This is a genomic window from Ehrlichia ruminantium (genome assembly GCF_009728835.1).
Classification (GTDB): domain Bacteria; phylum Pseudomonadota; class Alphaproteobacteria; order Rickettsiales; family Anaplasmataceae; genus Ehrlichia; species Ehrlichia ruminantium_B.
In genome coordinates this window covers 873,188-896,609 of sequence record NZ_CP033455.1, presented here as the reverse complement: position 1 = coordinate 896,609, position 23,422 = coordinate 873,188, and the positions used below count along the sequence as shown (strand labels likewise).

Below are 23,422 nucleotides of genomic sequence, written 5' to 3'. Positions count from 1 at the left end.
CTAATTTTATGCTATGGAGGAATGAACTTGGAGGTGTGATAAGTAGTATATTTTAAAATAGTGAAGTTTCATGAATTGTGTGTATTTGATTAAGAATATAATTTTTGCAAAATAGTACAAAAATTTAATGATCTTATTTTACTCATAGTGTTATAGATAAGTTGTATTCAGTAATTTTCTGTAAACTAGTATTATATAATTGATATTATTGTAAAAGGTAGTTCTGGTTTTATTAAAAAAAATATATTTGATAATGGGAAAGATATTTTTTACTTTTGAAGATTAAATAATTATAAGTTGTGAAAATTGATACTGCAATTTAGTATAGTGTGGAATGTATCGGATAATTATTATTCTGGTATGTCATTATTTTAATGTTAAAGAATTTTAAAGAGGTATAGATAATTTTTTATCGAAAAAATGTGATTTTTGTTATTGTGTTATTAAATTTGTATCAATTCTTTTCACAATTTTTTATATCAGAAGATATTAATGAAATTAATGATTTATTAGTAGGCTTGTCAGAGATTTTTATACTTTTCCAAGATACATTGTTTACTGCTTCTGCAATTTTGTCACTCATGGCATATACAATAATATTACTTGTTTTATGAGCTATATTGTGTTTTTTTATTAAATTTATAAATATACTTGCGGTTCTTGAAGAGTAGAATAATATTGCTGAAATTTTATTGTGGAAAAGAGCATTGTAGCAATGCTTGCTAAGAGATTGTCTATCTATTGTAGAATATAATATCACTTCATGAAATATCATATTATTGTTGTTAAAAGTATCTTTTAAGTTATATGTAACTTCTTGTCCTCTTATGTATAAAAATCTTAGCTTAATATTATTTTGTATGTAGGATATAATGTTGTAAATGTTACCATTAAGTGATGTTACTGATAAAAATCCTAGTTTTTCTGCAACTTGCTTTGTATTATCACCTACAGTAATAATAGGTTGAGTGCGATTTTTTGTTATTTTGGATAATGCAATAATACTATGTTTACTTGTTGATATAATTGAATCAAAGTGTTCTAAATTGAGCTTTGTAGGTAAATACTTTATTGAGAACATGGGTTCTATGTAGATATTGAATCCTAGCTTTGTCAAAATTTCTTTGATTGTAATGGAATCTTCTTGTGGTCGTGTAACTAATAGAGACTTCATAGTAATGTTTTATGTGTTCCTTATTATTAAAAAACTATCTCATAGATTCTGAGAAAATCAACTTAGCTATCTAAATTTGAAGTAATAATATATTTATTGGTTATTTTAACTATATAGCAATTATTATAACGTAATGTATCATCTAATAAAGAATACTTGTGTAATTAATTTTTTCTATTTACACTACATTAATTACTTGTATTCTACAGTACCTGCACAATTTTGTATTGGATTATACTTATGAGATTCATATCTAGAATTAAAAATGTTGTAGTTATATGTCTTATTTGTTTAATTTTACCATATCAGAAGATATTAGCAGGTTGTATAAGGTATGATCAAAAGGATGTTGTAGTTGGTTTATTATCTACCAAGGTTTCTACATATCCTAATGAAGATAGAACAGCTGCACAAATTACCAAAGTATTACAGAGTTATGGAGCATATGTAGTACTTATGGATTATAATGTAATTGTAAAATCAGTTGAGAATGAGATTATAAGAAGAAATAACTCTTATAATGGTGAAAATTATCAAATATCACGTAATGATATTATAGAAGAGGTTGTTGCAGAGTTCATTGAAAAAAATCATATTAATAGAATACTAATACCGGGAAACCATTATAATATTTCTTCTTTACCTATTGCTCCAACTTCAAATAGGCAGTTAATTACCAATGCTATTGTTAAAATCGTAAATAAAAATCATTGTATACATCTTTTTGGAATATGCGGTGGCTTGCAGGGTATAATGTATGCAAGCGGTATTAAAATATCTAGGGTGCAAAATATGGTTAATTCTCATATTTCGGCAGCTTCTCATGTTGTATCAATGCCAGATCCTAGAAGTGTAGATACTAATTTACATAAAGTATTAATTCTTCCCGATAATAGACTGTTAGGTATTCTAAATGCTTTGAACTATAAGTTGCATGTTGAAGATAAACAAATGGTAATATATGTGCCAGATGCACATTCAGAAGCGGTTGATAATAGTATGGAAAATGTGGAAAGGATGTATAGTCTTGGATATAAAATTATTGCTTTATCAGAGGATGGTATTATAGAAGCTATAGAAGATAAATATGGTAATATATATGTTCAATTTCATCCGGAATATCTATTAGTTAATGTTGAAAAAAAACGTGCTATTAATAATACTGAGTTGCATACATCAATTATAATAGCAGATGCAATAATTAGGGATTTTCTTTATCGTGAATAAATTTGAATAAGTAATTACCCAATTAATAAGGAAAAGTAAAATATATGTTTTGTAGATTTATAAGAAAATCTGATTAGGGATATTGTCATTAAGTATATAAGAAAAATAATTATGGACTATAGTAGTGTATTTGTTTTATATTAAAGTTTATTCTGGTTTTTTTATTATCTAAAAGAGTGATATAGTAGATTTTGCATACTGATGTATATGTTGTTAGATAATTTTTTTATTGTGTAGCAGTTAATAATTATCATGAGTAGTAGTATTATACTTATGTACGATTTTCTGATAATTTTTGGTTAAGGCTTGAGAACTTTGTAATTTTGTAAAGGAGTTTTTATATAATAAAAATGTCTAGGATTCTAAACTTATATTAATTCTTAAGGATAACATTCTGGGATTTATAATGTTTTATGGTGTATATAAACTGTAATAGCAATCGTATGTATTCAATATATTATTTACAGTTACAGTAGATGATAATGCTTGCGCATAATTTCATATTACGCTTGATTTATCAAGGCAATATTATCTATTATTTTCAGTCAATAAATTTAGGTCATTGATAATTTCCAGGTTAATATTTCATTTGTTGTTGAGTAGTAGCATAATATATCTACAAATATATTGATGTTTTCTTTGGTGAAAAAGCGATGAGTAATAATTTGATAATTATTCTTTGTAGATTTACTATTTTCTAAGGTTAAGTTATAAAATATAGTGCATTAGAATAAGATATAGTTGTGATTAAACGGTGAAGTAATAGTTTAATAGAGTGTGCTAGTTTTATTAATGACGTTTTTATAAGTCATAGTTAAACATTTTGTTAAGGGGATGTATTTGCTAAGATAAACTTATAATAAATATGGACTGTATTGCATATTACAAGATGTTTATAATGTATATTATGTTATTGTAGATCTACTTAATTTTATAAGGGATTATGTATTCTGTATAATAGTATTAATATGTACTGTGATATCTTGTAATATGGTGTACATTTTTGTATTTCTGCTATAATCTGTTAAAAATAAGGTATTTACATAAGGCATGATTGCTGAAGTTTTGTTACCGGTACCAGTTAATAAAACATTTTTTTATAATCTTCCTGATAATGAATCCTTCATTATAGGTGATTATGTTCGTGTTCCTTTTGGTTCTAGATTAATTATTGGAATTATATTAACTATATATGATACTATACCCTCGACATGTGAAATGAAGAATCTATCACAATTAAAAATGGTGGATACTAAAAGTTGTTTGCCAGCAATTTGTAGTATATTAATTAATTTTATAAAATGGGTGAGTGATTATAATGTTGTTCCTGCTGGTTTAGTTTTAAAAATGGTCTTTAGTAATGTGGTAAATGTAAAGTCTTTTAATAAACTTCAGTTTTCTATTGATCAAAATAGAAAATATATTAGCGATGTAAAAATTAATTTATCTGATGAGCAGAAGCAAGCATATAATAATATTATTAGTAAAACGTCGGATTATTCAGTGATTCTTTTGGATGGTGAAACTGGTTCCGGTAAAACAGAAGTTTATTGTGAAGTTATACATGACTTGATTAATAAGGATAGTACAGCACAAGTATTAATTTTACTTCCAGAGATAGTATTAACTTTACAATTAATTAAGCGTATAAGGTGTTATTTTGATAACTATTTTCCAGTAGAATGGCATTCGAATTTAACGTTAAAAAATCGTAGAGAATGTTGGTTATCAATAGCATATGGGCAATCTTCAATTGTGATAGGAGCAAGATCTGCATTGTTTCTACCTTTTAAGAATCTAAAAATGATTATTGTTGATGAAGAGCATGATGCGTCATTCAAACAAGATCATGGCGTAACTTATAATGCTCGTGATATGTCGATTGTTTTGGCAAAACAGCTTAATATACCAATTATTTTGTCTTCAGCTACTCCATCTTTAGAAGCTATTAGTAATGTACTGAAATCTCAGTATCATCATGTAAAATTAACCAAAAGGTTTGGAAATGCTACGTTACCTATAGTAAGGGTTATTAATTTGTGTAGCAGCAAAATGGTGAATAAATGGTTATCTTATGATCTTTACAATAGTATGTTGAAAGTGTTGCAAAATCGGGATCAAGTGATGCTTTTTTTGAATCGCCGTGGATATGCAACACTAAGACTATGTAAAACTTGTGGGTTTAAAATGCAATGTAAAAATTGTGCAACATGGCTTATAGAACATAAAAAAAAGGGTATATTGTTGTGTCATTATTGTGGATATTCCTGTTCAATAAGTAGTGAGTGTAGCAATTGTTTAGATAAGTCATCTGTTATATCGTATGGAGTGGGGGTGGAAAAGATAGCAGAGGATATCATAACACTAATACCAGATGCTAAAGTTGCGATGATAAGTAGTGATATTAGTAATAAGGAAATTGGAAATATTATTGATCTTATTATGCAAGATAAGATAAACATTATTATTGGTACTCAAGTAATAGCAAAAGGTCATAATTTTCCCAGGTTAACATTAGTTGGTGTAATAGATGCTGATTTAGGATTAAATAATAGCGATTTGCGTGCTACAGAAAGAACATATCAATTATTACATCAAGTAGCAGGACGTTCTGGCAGGTTTGTGGATAGAGGTGAAGTCATTTTACAGACTTATGATGCAAATAATCCTTTGATGCAGTCTTTATCATCTTATAATCGTGAATTATTTTATGATTTAGAACTAAAATCTAGATCATTAACTCAGATGCCACCTTATACAAGGTTAATAAGTATAATAGTTAGTGGAAAAAGTGAGGCTAAAGTAATAAATGTATCTCAACAAATAGTCAAGAGTTTATCTGAGACACTTAATGTACTTGGTCCTGCTCCTGCTCCGATTAGCTTTTTAAATCGGCAGTATAGATATAGGATTTTAATTAGAGTACAAAGTAATGTTATGATACAAAAATTACTTGCTAGATATAAGGATTATTATGCAAGTATTAGTCAAGTAAAAATTATGATAGATGTTGATCCAGTAAACTTTATGTAGATTGTTTATTATGTTATATCATAATAAGGTCATGTGTATTGGGTGTTGCGTTATACAAGGTTATACTTATTAAGTGCTGGGTTGTATCACGGTTTCTTAGTTTTTATGTAGTGTATATTAGCGATATTGCTTAGCTTAAGATTATGTAAGCATTAATTTAGTTGAATTTGATGGTATTGCCTATAGCAAGGTTATACTTATTAAGTGCTGGGTTGTATTACTGTTTGTTAGTTTTAGTGTAATGCGTATTAGCAGATATTGATTAAGTTAAAGTTATGTAAGCGTTAATTTAGTTGAATTGATGATATTGCCTATAGCAAGGTTATGCTTGTTAAGTGCTGGGTTGTATCATGGTTTCTTAGTTTTGATGTAGTGTGTGTTAGCAGATATTGATTAAGTTAAAATTATGTAAGCGTTAATTTATGTGAGTTTATGGTATTTGCCTTATAGCAAGGTTATGCTTGTTAAAAGTTGGGTTGTATCACTGTTTATTAGTTTTTATGTAGTCTATATTAGCAGATATTGCTTAAGTTAAAGTTATGTAAGCATTAATTTAGTTGAATTGATGATATTGCCTATAGCAAGGTTATGCTTATTAAAAGTTGGGTTATATCACAGTTTCTTAGTTTTAGTGTAATGTGTTAGCAGATATTGCTTAACTCAAAGTTGTGTAGATGTTAATCTTAGTCAAATCTATGGTGTTGCGTTATACGAGGTATACTTACTCAGAACTAAGTTGCTCGCTATTTTTTAGCTAGCTGGCATAAGTACTACTAATGATTCCTGTTTAGATGTAGCGAGTTATGTCACATTGTAAAATCATATTGAATATGTATAAGATGTATGCATGATAAAGTAAGCAGTAAATCAACATGCAACACCTAAGGTAAAAACTACATTGGATTATTACCCCACAACAGATAGGTATGGTACAAAATGTAAATAGTATAAAACAACTATAAAGAAACTTTAATGGTTTCTGTTGTAGCTTTTTTTACCATCTTCTTAATCTTTTGTGCCTTATCACTTAATTTTCTAGATGAAGTACCAAGTAGATACAAATCAAAGCCGCCTTTATAGTCTATTGTTCTTAAAGTTCTACTGGATACTTTGAACTTGAACTTTCTATTTAAAGAATCGCTGAATAATGTGACATTATGTAGATTTACTAAATAACTTCTCTTAGTTTTGCGATTAGAGTGAGATACCTTATTCCCAAAAGACTTAGCTTGGCCAGTAATATCACAAACTCTACTCATCTTATAAACCTATGTTGCTACTAACAGTGGGTTATTTTACCAATGATAGTGATACTAGTCAAATATAAATCATGTTTTTTTAGAGTTGTTAAACTTAGAAATACTGAGTGACTTGTTTTCATAAAGATTCAGTGGTCTGTTATGTAAAATCATATTTAATAAGTATTGAATTTGCTTTCTTGTATATATGCAGGTTGATCGAATATATTATGTATAGTTTTACTGTAAAATAAAATACTTTGTTCTAACACCATAAGTCCTGTTTTACAGTTCTAAATTGCTGTTAATTGTAGCTTTGTTTTACTGTGATTAGGTATTTATGTATTAGAGATAGTGTTCTGTAAGTTGTTTTTGATTATAAAGTCTAATTACTTATTTATTAAATTCCAAGATTGTTTCATTTTTTAGCATATCTTCATAAGTTTGACGAGAGCGTATTATATGATAGCTATCTTCATTTACTATAACTTCTGGAACTAATGGTCTAGAATTATAATTGCTTGACATAGAAGATCCGTAGGCTCCAGCTGTACATATTGCCACTATTTCGTTATTGTCTAAGTTATTGATCAAATAGTTATATGCAAAAGTATCATCAGATTCACATATAGGTCCTACTATGTCAAATGATAGATGAGGTTCTGATGAAACTACTGCTGGTATTATTGTATGTTCAGCATTATATAGTGCTGGACGTATTAGATCGTTCATTCCTGCGTCTAGTATTAGGTGTTTTTTTTCGTAGTTACTTTTATGATATAATACTTTTGCTAGTAGTATTCCAGTATTCCCTACTAAAGCTCTTCCGGGTTCGCATATTATGTTATAATATTCCTTTTCAAAATTGTTTTTGAGTAAGTTTGTATATTCTTGAATTGTTGGGAAAACATCAGAGTTTTTATATGGTATTCCTAGTCCCCCACCTATATCAACTCTTAATATCTGGATATTATGATGTTCAAAAATTTTTACAATTTGTTTGATTTTATCAATAGTATTTTGGAATATAGCTAAATTAGCGATCTGTGATCCTATATGTACAGAAATTCCTATAATTTTAGTATTGGTTAATAGGTTATCAAATACCTGATCAAGGGATTCTTCAGGTATTCCAAATTTATTTACTTTTAATCCTGTTGTAATCTTATCATTTGTTTTTGCATTAATATTTGGGTTGACTCTTATAGATACTGGTGCAATGATGTTTTTATGATGTGAAATTTTATTTATAAGATGTAATTCTTCAATAGATTCCACATTAAGCTGCAATATTCTATTATCTAGTGCGAAACTTATTTCTTGTTCAGTTTTTCCTACTCCAGAAAAGACAATTTTATTTGGTGAAATTCCAGCTGCAATTGCACGACGTATTTCTCCTTCAGATACAGCATCTGCTCCAGATCCTAGTGAATTTAATAGGCTTAAAATCGATAAATTAGAGTTTGATTTTACAGCGTAACATATTGTTGAATTGTTAGGTAAATTTTCTTTGAATTGTCTATAATTGTTTTTAATTGCATTGAGAGAATAACAATAGACAGGGGTACCTATGCTGTTTGCAATTTCTAATGTGCTTACATTTTCTATGTGAAGTACATTGGACTTGTAGTAAAAGAAGGGATTAGCCATGAAAAGCATATGATACTCCAATTGAGTGTTCAGTTTACGAAAATAATTTAGTATAAGTCTAGAACATATTATAATCAAATGATTAGAGAGTTTTTTTTAAGGAATATTTTGTGAATATTATCGATAAAGTTTATAATAAGTGTGATTTGTTTATAGTGTTAGTATTTCCACAATTATAAGCGTACACTTTATATGTTCTACTGTAAATTAAGTTAGTATATGTGAAGTTATGTATAAAGTTGCATTGGATGATTTCTATTAGATGTTGTCTAAATAAGTGAAAATTTAGGTATTTTGATTATAATAATACTAGTCTGGAAATTATATTGATGTTATATAGAGTTATTATTAATATTGTATGATTAAGTAATAAAGTATATAAGTGTATAGTTTGACTTGTATTTTATAAATTATCCTAGATTTTTCATGAAAACAGAATGTAGGATTGAGTTAGTTATCATGCCTTGAAATGTATATATATATATATATATATATCAGAGTTTTATTGGTTTGATATACTGTTGTAATGTCCCTCTCTTTGAGATTTTTTTGTGGAATAATTTGGTCTGTTATAAGAGTATAGTATGAGTTGTACTCCTATAAATTATCCTAGATTTTTCATGAAAATGAAATGTAGGGTTGAGTTAGTTATCATGCCTTGAAATGTATATATATATATATCAGAGTTTTATTGGTTTGATATATTGTTGTAATGTCCCTCTTTTTGAGATTTTTTTGTGAAATAATTTGGTCTGTTATAAGAGTATAGTATGAGTTATACTCCTATAAATTATCCTAGATTTTTCATGAAAATAAAATATAGGATTGAGTTAGTTATCATGTCTTGAAATGATTTTTATAAAGTTATTTGAGATGTTATTGCAATGTAGAATATTTATAGTATATATATAGATTATGCTCCTGTAAGTTGTTCTAGCTCATTTAATAGTGTTTGTATATCTTTAGGAATATCAGAATTAAATTCTATATATGTATTTGTTGTGGGGTGAATAAAGCCTAACTTATGTGCATGTAGTGCTTGTCTCTTTAATGTGTTGATTATAGTGCTTTTTTCAGCGTATTTTATTGCTTTGCTTTCATTTTTTCCATATTTTTGATCTCCTATTATAGAATTCCCTATGTGACTCATGTGTACGCGTATTTGGTGGGTTCTACCTGTGTATATTCTGCATTTGACTAGACTTGCTATGTTAGCAAAAATTTTTGTAGTATTATATTCAGTTATAGCTAGCTTCCCTTTATTCTTTGAATGTGTAACAGTCATCATTTGTTTATTATTAGACTTTCTATCAATGTGGTTCTTTATAATATTATCTCTAGGGTTTGGTACTCCCCATACTACTGCTATGTATTCTTTTTTTATTTGTTTTTTTAATAATAAGTCAGATAAGAAATAATAAGAATGTTCATTTTTTGCAATAACCATTAGCCCGCTAGTGTCTTTATCTAATCTATGTACAATACCTGGTCTTGAAGCTTTACCTATGTAACTTAGACTACTTCCATAATGTGCTACTAGTCCGTTAACTAATGTGTCATTTTTTGTTCCTGCGCCTGGATGTACTGTAAGACCAGGTGCTTTATTTATTATTATTATATCTTGATCTTCATGTAGGACTGTAATTGGTATATTAATGTTTGGTACAATTGAGAAGTGATGTTCTTGTATTGGTATGTTGATGTGATAGAGATCATTGATTTTTGTAGTATGATTGTTGTCCTTTACTATTTTGTTAAATAGATATATTTTGTTATTTTGTATTAATTGTTGAACTTTATTGCGTGATATATTGAGTTTAAATGCTATAAATTTGTCTAATCTTTTATTTTCTTCACCATTTTGAATAAAAATTTTTTTTTCAAACATTTTTATAGTTTATAATTCATGTTAACTAATATACTGTAATTATTGATTGTAGTCAAAATGGTAAGATATTGCTTGCAGTGTAGTTACATCTAGGTAAAATTTAGGCTATTTTTGGTTGTTTATTAATAAAGGTGACCTGTAACTTAGGGTATTGAAAATCATGATAAAGAAAATATTGATAGCAAATAGAGGTGAAATTACGTGTAGGATAATAAGGACTGCTCGTAAAATGGGGATATCTTGTGTTTCTATATATTCAGATGCAGATGTATATTCTTTGCATGCTTTATCTGCTGATGAAGCAGTAAATATTGGTCCTGCTCCTGTAGGTCAAAGTTATTTAAATATGGATAGAATCTGTGAAATAGCTCGGGATTTAAATGTACAGGCGGTACACCCTGGCTATGGGTTTTTATCTGAAAATGCTAACTTTCCTGAAAAACTTAGTGATTATGGTATTGAATTTATTGGTCCTAGTGCTGATTCTATTAGGATGATGGCTGATAAGATTACTTCAAAAAAAATAGCTGAATCTGCAAAAGTTAACATTATTCCTGGTTATATGGGAATAGTTGATTCATCTGATGAAGCAGAGAAGATAGCAGAATCTATAGGATTTCCAGTTATGATTAAGGCTACTGCTGGTGGTGGTGGTAAAGGAATGAGGATTGTAAAATCAAAAGATGAAATAGCTCAGGCATTTACTTCTGCAACAAATGAAGCATCAAAGAATTTTAGAGATGGAAGAATCTTTATTGAGAAATATATTGAATTACCAAGACATATTGAGATACAAATTCTAGCTGATAAATATGGGAATATTGTTTGTTTGGGAGAGAGAGAATGTTCTATACAAAGGCATAATCAAAAGGTTATAGAAGAAACACCTAGTCCTTTTCTTGATGAAAGAACGCGGCAAAAAATGTATAAACAATGTGTAAGTTTAGCTAAAAAAGTTGGTTATTATTCTGCTGGTACTATAGAGTTTGTTATTGATCAAAATAAGCAATTTTATTTTTTAGAGATGAATACCAGATTACAGGTTGAACATCCTGTAACAGAGCTTGTGACTGGTATTGATATAGTGGAAGAAATGATACGAATTGCTAATGGTGAAAAGTTAAGATTTACTCAAAAAGATATCAAGTTTAATGGTTCAGCAATAGAAGCTAGAATTTATGCGGAAGATCCAATAAAGAATTTTTTGCCTTCTAGTGGTAGAGTGGTTTATTATTCTGCTCCTATACCTAATGACAATTTGAGAATTGATAGTGGAATATTTGAAGGATCAGAGGTTAGTATGTTTTATGATCCTATGGTTGCCAAAGTATGTACTTATGGTAAAGATAGGGCTGAAGCAATAAGTTTTATGCAAAAGTATTTAAATAGTTTTTATATTGGTGGTATTGCTAATAATATAGATTTTTTATTATCTGTTTTTCATCATTCTGTTTTTATCTCTGGAAATATTAATACAAAATTTGTTGAACAATTTTATCCTAATGGTTTTCAAGGTGAACACTTAACAGAATACTGCATAGAGCTTTTTATCTTAGCTGCGATATTTATATTTTTTCAAGATGAATATTGTGAGTATGCTGTGTCTTCTTATAAGGAATTAGTTGTTCATGTTAATGATCAGGAATATTTTGTATCAGCAAGATATGAAAATGGCAAAATAATTGTTATGTATAATCATTCTAGGTATATTGTATTAGGTGCATGGAATGTGAACTTTAAAATATTGGAATTGCAAGTCAATGATGAAGTTATACCAATAAAAGTTGATAGTAGGATAGTTGGGAAGTATCAATTTAGGTATTCTGCAATGAGTGCAGTATGTGCAGTATATAGGCATTGTGTATCTAGGCTGCTTAGTATAATGCCTAAAATAGATTTACAAGAGCTATGTCTTAATGAGATATGTTCTCCCATTTCTGGTATGATAGTGAAGATCCATGTTAAAGAAGGAGAAGAAATCTATCCTGGACAGTCATTATTGGTAATAGAAGCTATGAAAATGGAAAATGTAATATGTTCAAATGTTAAGTCAGTTGTAAAATCTATATTATTGACAGAAGGAAGTAGTGTTTCTACTGGAGATGTTATTATTGAATTAAATTAAACAGTTGCTTTATATTATTAATTATTTATTATATTATGTCACAAGTAAGATATGCCTTGTAAAAAAAAAATTTATTACCCATATAAGTTGTAGTATTGATGTTATTCTATTCTTGTAGTTATTGGTGTAATACAATACAGGGTTGTTATTAATCACTAATAAGCTTTGATAAATATTATATCTATTAATGTATATAGTTATCTATAATATTGGGTAATATTGTGTTATTTAATAGTTTATATGATAATCAGTCGTTAACTCACTTCTTGTCTTGTATTCTTAATACAGATGAGCTAAAGGTAAAGGGTCGGTTTTTATATCTTGATATTTTCTATAAAGACAATGAAGAGAAGCAGAGATTTTTAGATTTACTACCTACTGATATTGTTAAAGAAGATTCACTTAATAGGAAATTAATCATCAAGAAAGTTGATCTAGTTTTTTTTAGGAGGAAGGTTGATAATCCCTTGTGTTATGCTACTTGTGGTAGTGAATATAATGTCAGGTTGATGACATATTTATTGTTTGAAGCAACTAGCCTTTGGGAAGTACATTGTGAAAATATTTATAATAGCATAACGGGTGCCTATAAGCATAGTCTACGTAAAGGTTTGTATAAGTTAATTAATTATTTTTTTGGTGATAATATATATTCTGGCAGAATGGAAGCAACATGTATCAATGATGTAACTCCATTATGTTTTCCAAATCCAGCATTATTAGAAAGAAAAATATCTACCTATAATGGTAATAAGTATGGTATTTTTTTGTGTAATGTACGAAAACATACGGATAGTGTATTATTCTGTGTAATTAAGAAAAAATTAAATGTTTTGCAATCACAGATTGATGTTGTTTCTGATGAGAACGTATTGTTAAAGTTATTAAGTCAGAAAAAAAGTTTAGAATCATTTGTTAGTTGTATGTTACGACTAAATCAAGATAATTTGTTACCATTAATGGTACCTTTTCGTGTATTGCATGAAACATTGGCTATTCTCTCAAGTGATGAAACCATATTAAAAGAAATAGAGCGTTTATTAAAAGAACGTCAACAATGTTATATGCTTAACGGTATTGCCTTGAAATTTTTGAAAAATAAGGGAATAAATGTCGATGTTGTGAATATATATAAAGCACGGAATGCATATAGGTTACATGTAACAGATGTACAGGATTCATCAGAAGTACTTTTAAGAGCAGAGAGAGCTATATCTAGCTTACATAGTGTAAAATCTCATATTACAACAAATCTTGATTTTTTTGCTGAAATTAATAAGAACAAAGGTATTTTACGTGCGCAACAATATTTTAGAGGGATCACTGCACTTATAAATTCAGAAATTAATTTTTTAGAGAACTTTAAAGATATTTTAACACCAGAGGATTTGGACTTGTTCTTAGAAGTCACTTGTAGAGAAATACATGATGATATCAATGAATTATTGGTAATGCGTGATTTTTTTATACATAGGAAAGTTGTTGATAGAGATGCAATATTAAAAGTCACAGGGAAGGAGATTTCGGAATTAACAAAATATGTAAATAGTAGAGTATTGTTATTAGACGAGATTGTTCGATATATGAATAATAATTTGAAAGTTGTTGATTCTAATAAACATTTTGCTAACTATTGGGTATTTTATTATATAGTGAGTAATCATTGTACGTTAAGTCGGGAGTTTATTAAAGATGAGCAACTGTTGCCATCTATTAATATTGTGCAATTGTTAAAGTCAATAGATTATGTTGATGGTAAATGGATTACAAAGAACACAGAAAAAAAAGAATGGCTAATACAGCAATTGAAGTTACATCCTGTGATGGACTATTTGGATATCAAGATTAATCCATCAGATATTCCTGATGAATTGTTTAATGGTAAGTTAAGTGATAAAGATTTTTTCACTATGTTAAAATCTATTGTACATGCGGTTAAAACGGATGAACAATGTATCTGTGATATTAAAATCAGTCATTCTTTAAGAGTATTGCAGGTTCTATGTAATATATTAAAATATGTTCCATTTTTTTCTTTGTTTGTTTATTACGTTAATCCTGGTCGTTATCGTACTGTGCCAGGTTATGTAGGTAAGAATTTTAGAAGGAGATTCTATATAAAGAATAAACAAATTCCTATTACATCTTTTTCAAGTAATGTTGTGGAATCACTAAAGTTAAATCTATTGCACGAAAGGTTTGTTGAGAGTAGTTATGAAGCTAAATTTTTGAATAGGAAATTTCGCAAGGTTCATAATATTTCAGGAGGATTGGAAAAAGCAAAAACAGTGTTATGTTCTAATAAATTTATTGCATATATATTATTTATAATGGCATTTTTGGTAATGCTAGTAGTTACAACTGTTATGCTATTATTAGTACATTTTAATATTTTACCTGGTGTGTTTTTTAGTAGATTTATTGATGTAGTACGGGGAATTTGTGATAGTTTTTTTGTCATATCTGGATTGGATCCTATTGTAGATAAAGTACTAACTTTAATATTAGATGTTGTTGGTATTGTCATTAGAATAGTTGATTTTATTTTGTTGTGTGGTTTGTTGTCTGAGATTGTTAGACTAGTTATAAGGGGAGTTAAGTATATAATTACATCTGTGTGTAATGTCTTTCAAGATGTATTTGTATCACTTGCTACATATGGACTAAAGGATTCTATTATTATATTGTTTAGTAAAATATTATGTTCTGACCACATTACTCTTGGAAATTCTTGTGAGTCAAAAGAAGAAATAAGCGTGCATAATGTACGGAAGTACAATACTGACTACAATATTGCGGAGATGTTGGAAAATATTTGTGACAAAGTTAATGTTGAATTACCAACTCTATCAAAGGTAATTGACATAACAAAAAAATTGTCATCTCAGATTGATCAGAATTTGTATTGTGGTAAACCAAGGGTTGTAGAATTATTGAGAAATTTTGAAAATAGTACTTGTAAATTACCTCAAAGTACTATAGGTAGTGTAAATTATCTTAAATTAAAATATGAATTTTCTTATTTATTGAATAATTATGTAAGAAACTTTAGGTATGATAATAGTGGTAATTCATCTAATATTCTGAATAGTTTTCAAAAACGCCAGGAAATTTATAATAGAATTACTGCTGTTAATTTGCAAACTAAATATTTCTGTAAAAATTCACATAGAACAATATGTACTGTAAGTGATGTTGAATGTGTTTTTGATAAGATGTGTAATATTGGAAATCCTATAACAGTAGAAGCATTAAATGCGAAGATGGCATCTTTAAAATGGGCAATACATATGTTAGATGTTTGTGATGTGTATGGTATAAAGCGTAGATCTGAATTAATATTTGTAAATACTAGATTAGATAATGTTGCAACAGTGATGTTGTATGATTGTATTTTAAGATTGGAAGGTTATCGGAAATATGTTCAATCTGGTAAAATAATTTCTGAAGATTTTGTTGATGTTGATATTAAATGTAATTTCTTTCCATATATAAGAGATGTTTATCATATTTTGCAGGCTCTAGATACTAGTATAATGTATAACAGTCAGATAAGGAGCTTGAAAATATTTTGCGATGTTTTTTTTGGTGATAATAGTTTGTTATTGAAAAAACCATCAGATCAGGCTAGGAATTTGGCAGATATGGTTAGCGTTGGAACTGGGGTAGTATCATGTTTGTCAGAATTGAAGGAATATATTTGTCAAAGTATAGAATGTATTCAAAATCCAAAAAATACTGCTATTTCTTTTTTAATATATTATTTGATACGCTTAACAGATTCTTCTGCATTATTAAATATGGCTGACAGTACTTTGGAAGCAATGGATCAGATGTTAAATGTTATAGGAATAAATGACTTATATGATTATTTTACTCAAACTGATTTTGGGAAGATGCTATTACTGGAGTTTTATCAGCAAGGTATGTTATTTCAAGATTTAGCGTGTATGTTAGCTGAATTGAATTTAGGTTTGTTGTGTGATGATATAGATGAAGTGCAAGATGATTACTTATCAATTTGTGATATTAACCAGGTAATATATCATTCTTCATTTCATAGAGTAAATACAGCGCAACAACGGGTGTTAGAATATATGAATGGATGTGCTAGATTTATATATGAGATTGCAGGATTAAAGCTAGTGAAGCATATTGCTCATTGTTTTAAGGAGAAAGTAATGTATAATATGGAATGTTTTATGTTACGTGAAAGTATAGTGTCGAATTCAATGTTAATAAACGGTCAAGAACATGTGTCTTCTGGGAAATTAGAATGTGGTATGGAAGAGAAAATCTCTTGTGAAAGTAGTAAGAGTAATGGGTTATTACTTGGTCCTGGTGGGGTATATCATATGTTGGAATTAGGTTTAAATTGTGATTAATGGGTTGTTACATATTATGTAATTCATGATATGTTATTATAGGAATATTAGTGGTATATCTCAATGGTAGATAATAGTAATAAGCTTGGTACAAGATCTCATGTGTTAGATGATTTGAAAAAGTGTAGTGAAGCACCGAATAGTATAGTTGATGATGTAGTTCTCTTAGAGCTTGGTAGTAGTGATGGTGATGATTTTAAAGCTCTTGCTAAGATTAAGCTGGAAGATTTAGATACCCAGGAGACTATGCTGGAGCTGGAAAAACAATTTGATATGTTTATTCTGGAACAAGCAGGAGGGTATAATGTTGTACAAGAAAGTGGATATGATGGTACTCATGATTATAGTATATCAAATATTGTAGGTTATGATGAAGACTTTGAGGTAGATAAGTCTTTATTACAAAAGATACTAGATTTCTTTATTGAATTATCTCAGAGTAGTGAAGAAGATATCAGTCTTGAGTATGAGCTTGATCCTTTAAATCGCAAGAGAAAAAAGAAGAAGTTTATACTACAATCTATTATAGAGTTTTTAAAAAGGTTACTACGTGATAGTCGTAGACTAAACCTTAAGCAGTTATTAGAGCAACAAATTTTAGAGTTGCAGGAAAAATTAAGTAAAGAACTGGACCCTGATCTTAGGAAGTTACTTCAAGAAAGGTTAATACTTTTAACGCAGTTAAGAGCTCAACTGATTGAGAAAGGCATTACTTCTAGTTTACTTATTAATTATTTTTTAATTTCGAGTTTAATTAGTTCTATTATTAGATCACATGGAGAAGCTTCTGTAGCTGTTCAGGAGAGAGAAAGTTTATTACATGATTTATCTAAAGCGTTATTATCTCAGCAAAAAGATCAAGGTGTTGTAAAGGAAACAGTTGCTAGTAGTCTTCAAGTATTTTCTACTACTAGTTGTTTGAATATATTAAATATACAGGGTTATATTTCAGATGTTTTTCATTGCCAAGTAAAAGAAGTATCTAGTAGATTATACGATCAGTATTACAATATACATAGAGACCATATATCTGGTCAACCAGGACCTAATGTTGGTATGTTTGCTGCTGTTTATGCTATCATGCGTATGATAGATCATGCAATGAAGGCAGTTAAAGATTTTGTTGTTAAAACTTTTCATAATTTAAATAAGACTGAGGTACCAACAGTTACTGCGCATGAACCTCATGTACGTGTTTTTGTAAAATCTGAGAGTGCTCCACATATGAAGCATAAACATGTTGAGAGTCGTAGTTATGCCTGTAGTTGTACTGCTTCTAATCAACAGAATATGTTGCATGCTCAATATGCTATGGGTTATATGTCATCGTATAGTTATTATAGTGAATGTAAGGTTACTTCTGTAGAAATGAAGAATAGTAGCTATCTAAAAGAGATAAAGGTAGAACAAATGCATGTTCAAAGTTATGGTGTATCTCAATCTGTAAAATGAGAAGCTTAAAATAATTTAATTGTGATTCAACTTCACATATGATTTTTCGTTAATAAAATGTGTGATATTGTAATAATAGTATATTAGTATTTTAGAGTTACACACAAAAGTGTCATAGGATTGTTCTGTATAGTACTGTAATATATTTTCTTTGTATTAAAATTTTAGTAATGGTATATTAATTACAGTGCATTTATCTATTTGATTAGTAGTATGTATGAAGCCTGAAGTTGGTTTATACAGCTTATGAAATGGAGTAATATTAACATTACTGTAAAAAATATTGGGATTTTTCTATATTTTATACGGTTGATTTATATGTTTGAAACATTTTAATAATGTTTATTATTATTAAGGTTAGATAGTAGGCAGGTATTTTATAGAGTAAACATTATAAATGTTATTTGATTGAAATATTGTGGTATACTAATGATTTACTAGAATGTGATTAAATAGTTTTAATTGTTACACTCTAGATAGACAAATACCAGACAAGTGAACTTTTTTAGATTATGTATTTGGTAATCCTTATATCACTATTATAATGACTTAGAAGGTTTGGTAGATTAATAGAATACAACTAATACAAAAAATATCTGGTATTAAAAAATAAGAAATGTCCTTAGTATGGTTTTAGGTGCTACATGTACTAAGCATATGCATTTTGTAATATTGCTTATGGCATTCCTGATAAGAAGTTGTACTGTGGGTAATATATATAGAATTGAGATTTATAGTGTTATCAATGTAAAGTCTTTGGTGAGATAAGAAGTATAATGTGATATCAAATTCTATTCTGCCATCTTGATCAAATTATTAAGTTGCAGTTTATGTTGATGTTATCTATCTCTGTTGGAAAGTAAGCCATTTTCTTGACATGATTATTGATATTAATTATCCTAAAAACTAGTGAATTTTAATTTCTAAATTTGTGATATGAGAAGTAAGCCTGATTGGTTAAAGGTAAAAATGCCTACAGGTACTACTTTTTATGAAATGCGTAATTTAATGAAATTATATAAGCTAAATACAGTATGTGAAGAAGCTGCTTGTCCTAATATAGGTGAATGTTGGAATAAGAAGCATGCTACAGTAATGATTTTAGGTTCTACATGTACTAGAGCATGTGCATTTTGTAATGTTGCTTCTGGGATTCCTGATAAATTAGATCCTCATGAGCCTGAGAGCCTAGCTAAGGCTGTAAGTTTACTAAAGTTACAGCATGTTGTTATCACATCTGTAGATAGGGATGATTTAGAAGATGGTGGTGCTGGGCATTTTGTGGAATGTATAGAGGAAATTCGAAAAAGAGATAACAATGTTACTATTGAAATATTAACTCCAGATTTTTTAAATAAGCATAGTGCAATTGATAAAATTGCTAAAGCATTTCCTGATGTGTATAACCATAATGTAGAAACTGTACCAAGGTTATATGCCAAAATTAGACCAAGGGCACGATATTTTCATTCTTTATATTTGCTTAAAACGATCAAACAAAAAAATCCTCAAATATTTACTAAATCTGGAATAATGTTGGGCTTAGGGGAAATGAAAGAGGAGATATATCAAGTAATGGATGATTTAAGGTCAGCGGATGTTGATTTTATAGTGATTGGTCAGTATTTGCAACCTACTTCTAAGCATGTTGCTGTTGATAGATATGTTACTCCAGAAGAATTTGATCATTATAAGTATGTTGCATACTCTAAGGGGTTTTTAATGGTTGCATCTGGTCCCTTAGTTAGGTCTTCATATCATGCAGAAGAAGATTTTCAAAGACTTAAAAAAAGTCGTGCTGCGATGTTTACGTAATGTAAGTTTTTAGTAAAAGGAAATACGAAATATTGTATTATGAGCTTAAGTTTTAATCGTTATTGAATGTTCTCAATGGAATTAATGAGGATTTAAGGAATATTTGTAAATTTATCATAAATCCCCTTTATTGAAAGTTAAAATTATTTTTGCTATAGATATGCAATGCAGATAGTATTTATTGTTTTATTATTTATTTACGTAAAGTTTGATGTTGCGAGAAAGTTGTATAGTATATTTTTAGTTTTTTGTTGAGAAACATAAAAAATGTAATCAAGCTGTGAGATATAATACAGAAATTTGTGTACTAAAGAGCTGTATGAATTTTATATTAAAACTAATAATTTATCAGAAGGAAATATGGTTCCTTATTTACTACTATAGTATTTAGTTCTCTACTTTTAAAGATAAGTTATTATGTATAAGCAAATGCAAGTTTTATTATTGTATATAGAAAATTTTAACAGTTATTCAATTAATTATTTTACTGTATTATCATATCTCGGAGTAAATATTCTTATTGTAAATAAAATGTGGTTTTTTCATAATTATAGATGTCTATTAAATGTTTTATATAAAAGATGGAAATAGGTAGTTATTTTTATACCATGGATAATAACTGAGAATTTGAGTAAGTACTCATTTATGCGATCAAGCTGTTATGTCTTATATAGTTTTAATATCTCATCTGAGAAAACCTAATACAAAACTCTGTTATCTGAGTTTATAGTTCAAATTTAGTAGATACAGAATAATGATAAATTATTCTGTATCTGAGAAGGGTTTGCTTATGTTATAGAATTATTTTAGGTGTTATTTTAAAAAACATGATTTGAATATAATCTGAATTAAAGATTTAATTTTGTAGATATTATTTTTTTATATGCTTGTAATCTTGTTTAGTATATTTATAAGTATAAGAATTTTGCACTTATAGCTCAGTGGATAGAGCGTTACCCTCCGGAGGTAAAGGTCGCAGGTTCAAATCCTGCTGAGTGCGCGTATTTTTACTAATAGACGGGTTAAAAATAGTTATCGTATCTTTTAAAGTAAATATTAAAATTATAGGTGTAATATTCTGTTATATTTATGTTTTTATATTCAATAATAATTAATAATTGGTGGACGGTAACATATATAAGTTATAAGTGCTGTAATTTATAGAGTTTTATATTTGATTATATTAAATTTTGTAATGCTTAATTGTTTATATTACTAATTATCAAATATGTATATCTTGTTAGTGATTTGCATATTACTATAATTATAAAGATCTATTGTAGCCTTTAAGTACTATTCTATGGTGTAGAAAGGTCATTTAAAAGTTATAGTTGAAGTAATTAAATAAATGTTTTTCTACAATCAGTAGATTCATTGTTATATTGGTACGAATAATAAGTAGTACTAGTACAATTTTTATGTTAATAGTTGAACTTTTAAAACTTAATGTGAGTTTTGTGTCTAGTTTCACATAGATATAGCGGGTAGGTTACGTAAATGGATATACAATTAATAATCTTATGTTAGGTTATGTACTACTATGAATATGAAATGTAGCTAATGATATGTTTTGTATGTATTTTAAGTATTACAACTGTTGTTATTTATTTTTCAGAAAAAAACAGTGTTTTTATTGATACTAAGTTCTTAAAGTAATATCATGTGTATTATTGCTATAGAGTTATTTTTATTAGTTAATTGATATGTGAGTGTATAGATATTTCACTTCTGATTTATTATTCTAGTATAAGTAAGCTATTCATATAGAAGTGTATATATGTGTAGAATATAATTGTAGTGCATTTTAAGATAAAGTTTTGTTAGAAAAATATCAATGTCCAAATTCGTGTAGGTTATTCATCTTTTTACATTAGTATTAACATAAATTTGAGTATATATTTTACATGAGAATATTGATGTATCACTTTGTATTTTTAAGATATTTGATATTATCAATCACATATTACTAGAATATAAGGATTTGTTTGCATGTAATAGTTTTTAAGTGTATTGTGACTTATTAGATGTTTTAGAAAATAAAGTGATCAAATTTCTTTCGTATAAAAGTTACAACGAGATTTAAAACTAACAGCATAAGTAGCAATGCTACTATTGCAATTGCAGCTAGCTGTATAAATTCAATATGTGGATTGCTTGCCCACATGTATATTTGTACAGGTAGTACCGTTGTTGGATCTAGGAAATTTTTAGGTATATCCACGATAAATGCTACCATACCTATCATAATTAGTGGAGAGGATTCTCCTAATATTCTGGCTATACTTAAAATTACACCTTGCATAATACCAGGTAATGCTAATGGGAATGAGTGATGTAATATAACTTGCATATTTGATGCACCTAGTGAAAATGCAGCATCTTTCACAGATGATGGTACAGCTGCTAAAGCTTGTTTTGTTGCTATTACTAAGTTTGGTAACATCATTAGCGATAAAGTCATACCGGCTATAAAGGCTGATGAACGTGGTATTTTAAAAATGTTTATATAGATTGCTAATCCTAGAATACCAAATATTATTGAAGGTACAGCTGCAAGATTTGTAATACTAACTTCGATTATATAGGATATTTTGTTTTTTGGTATTAGTTCATTTAGACATATGCCAGATGTTATTCCTATTGGCAATGCAAGAACTAAACATATAATTATTGAAAATGTCGATCCTATTAATGATCCAATTATTCCACTATTTTCTGGTGACATGGAGTTATATTTGGTAAATAAAGCGTCATTAAATGATTGTTTTATTAAGTTTTCGTTTTGCAGTTTTGTAATGATTGTTGAGAATATTTTATTATGTATTTGTTTTTGTTTTATCATTCTATTAAACATGGTGGAAGCCTTAAACCACATTTTGAAAGTAGCAGCTTGTGGATTTTTATGTACAAAATCTGCTAAATTATGGTGTGCGGTTTCACTAATAATACTATAGATAGCTTGTTTATTACTAGGATCTGAAGTATCTATAATGTCTGAAAATAATGTTTCTAGGGATTTATGTATAGAGTCTATCAAGCTACTTCTTATTTTCGTGTTGTCAGTTGTAGAGTTTTTATCTATGGTGATAGGTAGTAAAATTTCTGTTGCTGTTAATGCGTTATAGCCATTATTAATAATGCTACCTAAAATTAAGAATAATATTCCTAATGAAAAAATTAGTGCACTCATTGATAAGATTGATAGAAATCGATCTTTCCTATTTTTTAAGGATACACGAGAAGCAATATGGCGATATTTTAGTAATTTACCTAATTTTTTTTGTATATACATATTATCAATGAATGTAATGTCTTAGTATTAATATAGCTTTTAATTTTATCTATGATTTTTTTATATTAAAAGTGTTTTTATATAAAATAAATATATTAATTTGGCATAGTTTTTTATTTATAGTATATGCATATATTTTTTGT

11 protein-coding genes and 1 tRNA gene are annotated in these 23,422 nt (G+C 28.2%); 7 read left to right on the top strand and 5 right to left on the bottom strand.

Annotated features, from left to right (window positions below; translation table 11 throughout):
* Window positions 1–454: 454 nt before the first annotated feature.
* Window positions 455–1,174: a uroporphyrinogen-III synthase gene (locus EDL80_RS03010; RefSeq protein ID WP_158406707.1), complete on the bottom strand. Its 720-nt coding sequence runs from the start codon at window positions 1,172–1,174 to the stop codon at window positions 455–457.
* 240 nt (window positions 1,175–1,414) lie between these two features.
* On the opposite strand from EDL80_RS03010, the gene EDL80_RS03005 reads away from it, so the two are divergent.
* Both EDL80_RS03005 and priA read left to right on the top strand, forming a co-directional pair.
* Complete coding sequence (locus EDL80_RS03005; RefSeq protein ID WP_158406706.1) at window positions 1,415–2,401, top strand: glutamine amidotransferase-related protein; 987 nt, start codon at window positions 1,415–1,417, stop codon at window positions 2,399–2,401.
* A gap of 1,050 nt (window positions 2,402–3,451) precedes the next feature.
* Complete coding sequence (gene priA, locus EDL80_RS03000; protein WP_158406705.1) at window positions 3,452–5,434, top strand: primosomal protein N'; 1,983 nt, start codon at window positions 3,452–3,454, stop codon at window positions 5,432–5,434.
* Between the two features lie 956 nt (window positions 5,435–6,390).
* On the opposite strand, the gene rpmB is transcribed toward priA, so the two are convergent.
* The 3 genes from rpmB to EDL80_RS02985 form a co-directional block, all read right to left on the bottom strand.
* A complete protein-coding gene (rpmB, locus tag EDL80_RS02995; protein ID WP_158406704.1) occupies window positions 6,391–6,693 on the bottom strand; it encodes a 50S ribosomal protein L28 in 303 nt (100 codons plus the stop codon).
* A 372-nt stretch (window positions 6,694–7,065) separates the two neighbouring features.
* The gene (gene lysA / locus EDL80_RS02990) at window positions 7,066–8,331 is read right to left on the bottom strand and encodes a diaminopimelate decarboxylase (RefSeq protein ID WP_158406703.1); all 1,266 of its coding nucleotides are present in this window, start codon (window positions 8,329–8,331) and stop codon (window positions 7,066–7,068) included.
* A 904-nt stretch (window positions 8,332–9,235) separates the two neighbouring features.
* Window positions 9,236–10,210, bottom strand: coding sequence for an RluA family pseudouridine synthase (locus EDL80_RS02985; RefSeq protein ID WP_158406702.1), 975 nt, complete (start codon window positions 10,208–10,210; stop codon window positions 9,236–9,238).
* Window positions 10,211–10,370: 160 nt separating this feature from the next.
* On the opposite strand from EDL80_RS02985, the gene EDL80_RS02980 reads away from it, so the two are divergent.
* From EDL80_RS02980 to EDL80_RS02960, 5 genes are all read left to right on the top strand, one after another.
* Window positions 10,371–12,335: an acetyl/propionyl/methylcrotonyl-CoA carboxylase subunit alpha gene (locus tag EDL80_RS02980; RefSeq protein ID WP_158406701.1), complete on the top strand. Its 1,965-nt coding sequence runs from the start codon at window positions 10,371–10,373 to the stop codon at window positions 12,333–12,335.
* Window positions 12,336–12,556: 221 nt separating this feature from the next.
* Window positions 12,557–16,720 (top strand): hypothetical protein, encoded by a 4,164-nt coding sequence (locus EDL80_RS02975; RefSeq protein WP_158406700.1) that lies wholly within the window; start codon window positions 12,557–12,559, stop codon window positions 16,718–16,720.
* A gap of 63 nt (window positions 16,721–16,783) precedes the next feature.
* Window positions 16,784–18,172: a hypothetical protein gene (locus EDL80_RS02970; protein ID WP_158406699.1), complete on the top strand. Its 1,389-nt coding sequence runs from the start codon at window positions 16,784–16,786 to the stop codon at window positions 18,170–18,172.
* 936 nt (window positions 18,173–19,108) lie between these two features.
* Entirely contained in the window at window positions 19,109–19,987 is an 879-nt protein-coding gene (lipA, locus tag EDL80_RS02965) for a lipoyl synthase (protein WP_158406698.1), read from the top strand.
* Window positions 19,988–20,914: 927 nt separating this feature from the next.
* Window positions 20,915–20,987 (top strand) — tRNA-Arg (locus tag EDL80_RS02960).
* Window positions 20,988–22,016: 1,029 nt separating this feature from the next.
* On the opposite strand, the gene EDL80_RS02955 is transcribed toward EDL80_RS02960, so the two are convergent.
* Window positions 22,017–23,279: a PstA family ABC transporter permease gene (locus tag EDL80_RS02955; RefSeq protein ID WP_158406697.1), complete on the bottom strand. Its 1,263-nt coding sequence runs from the start codon at window positions 23,277–23,279 to the stop codon at window positions 22,017–22,019.
* Window positions 23,280–23,422 lie beyond the last annotated feature (143 nt).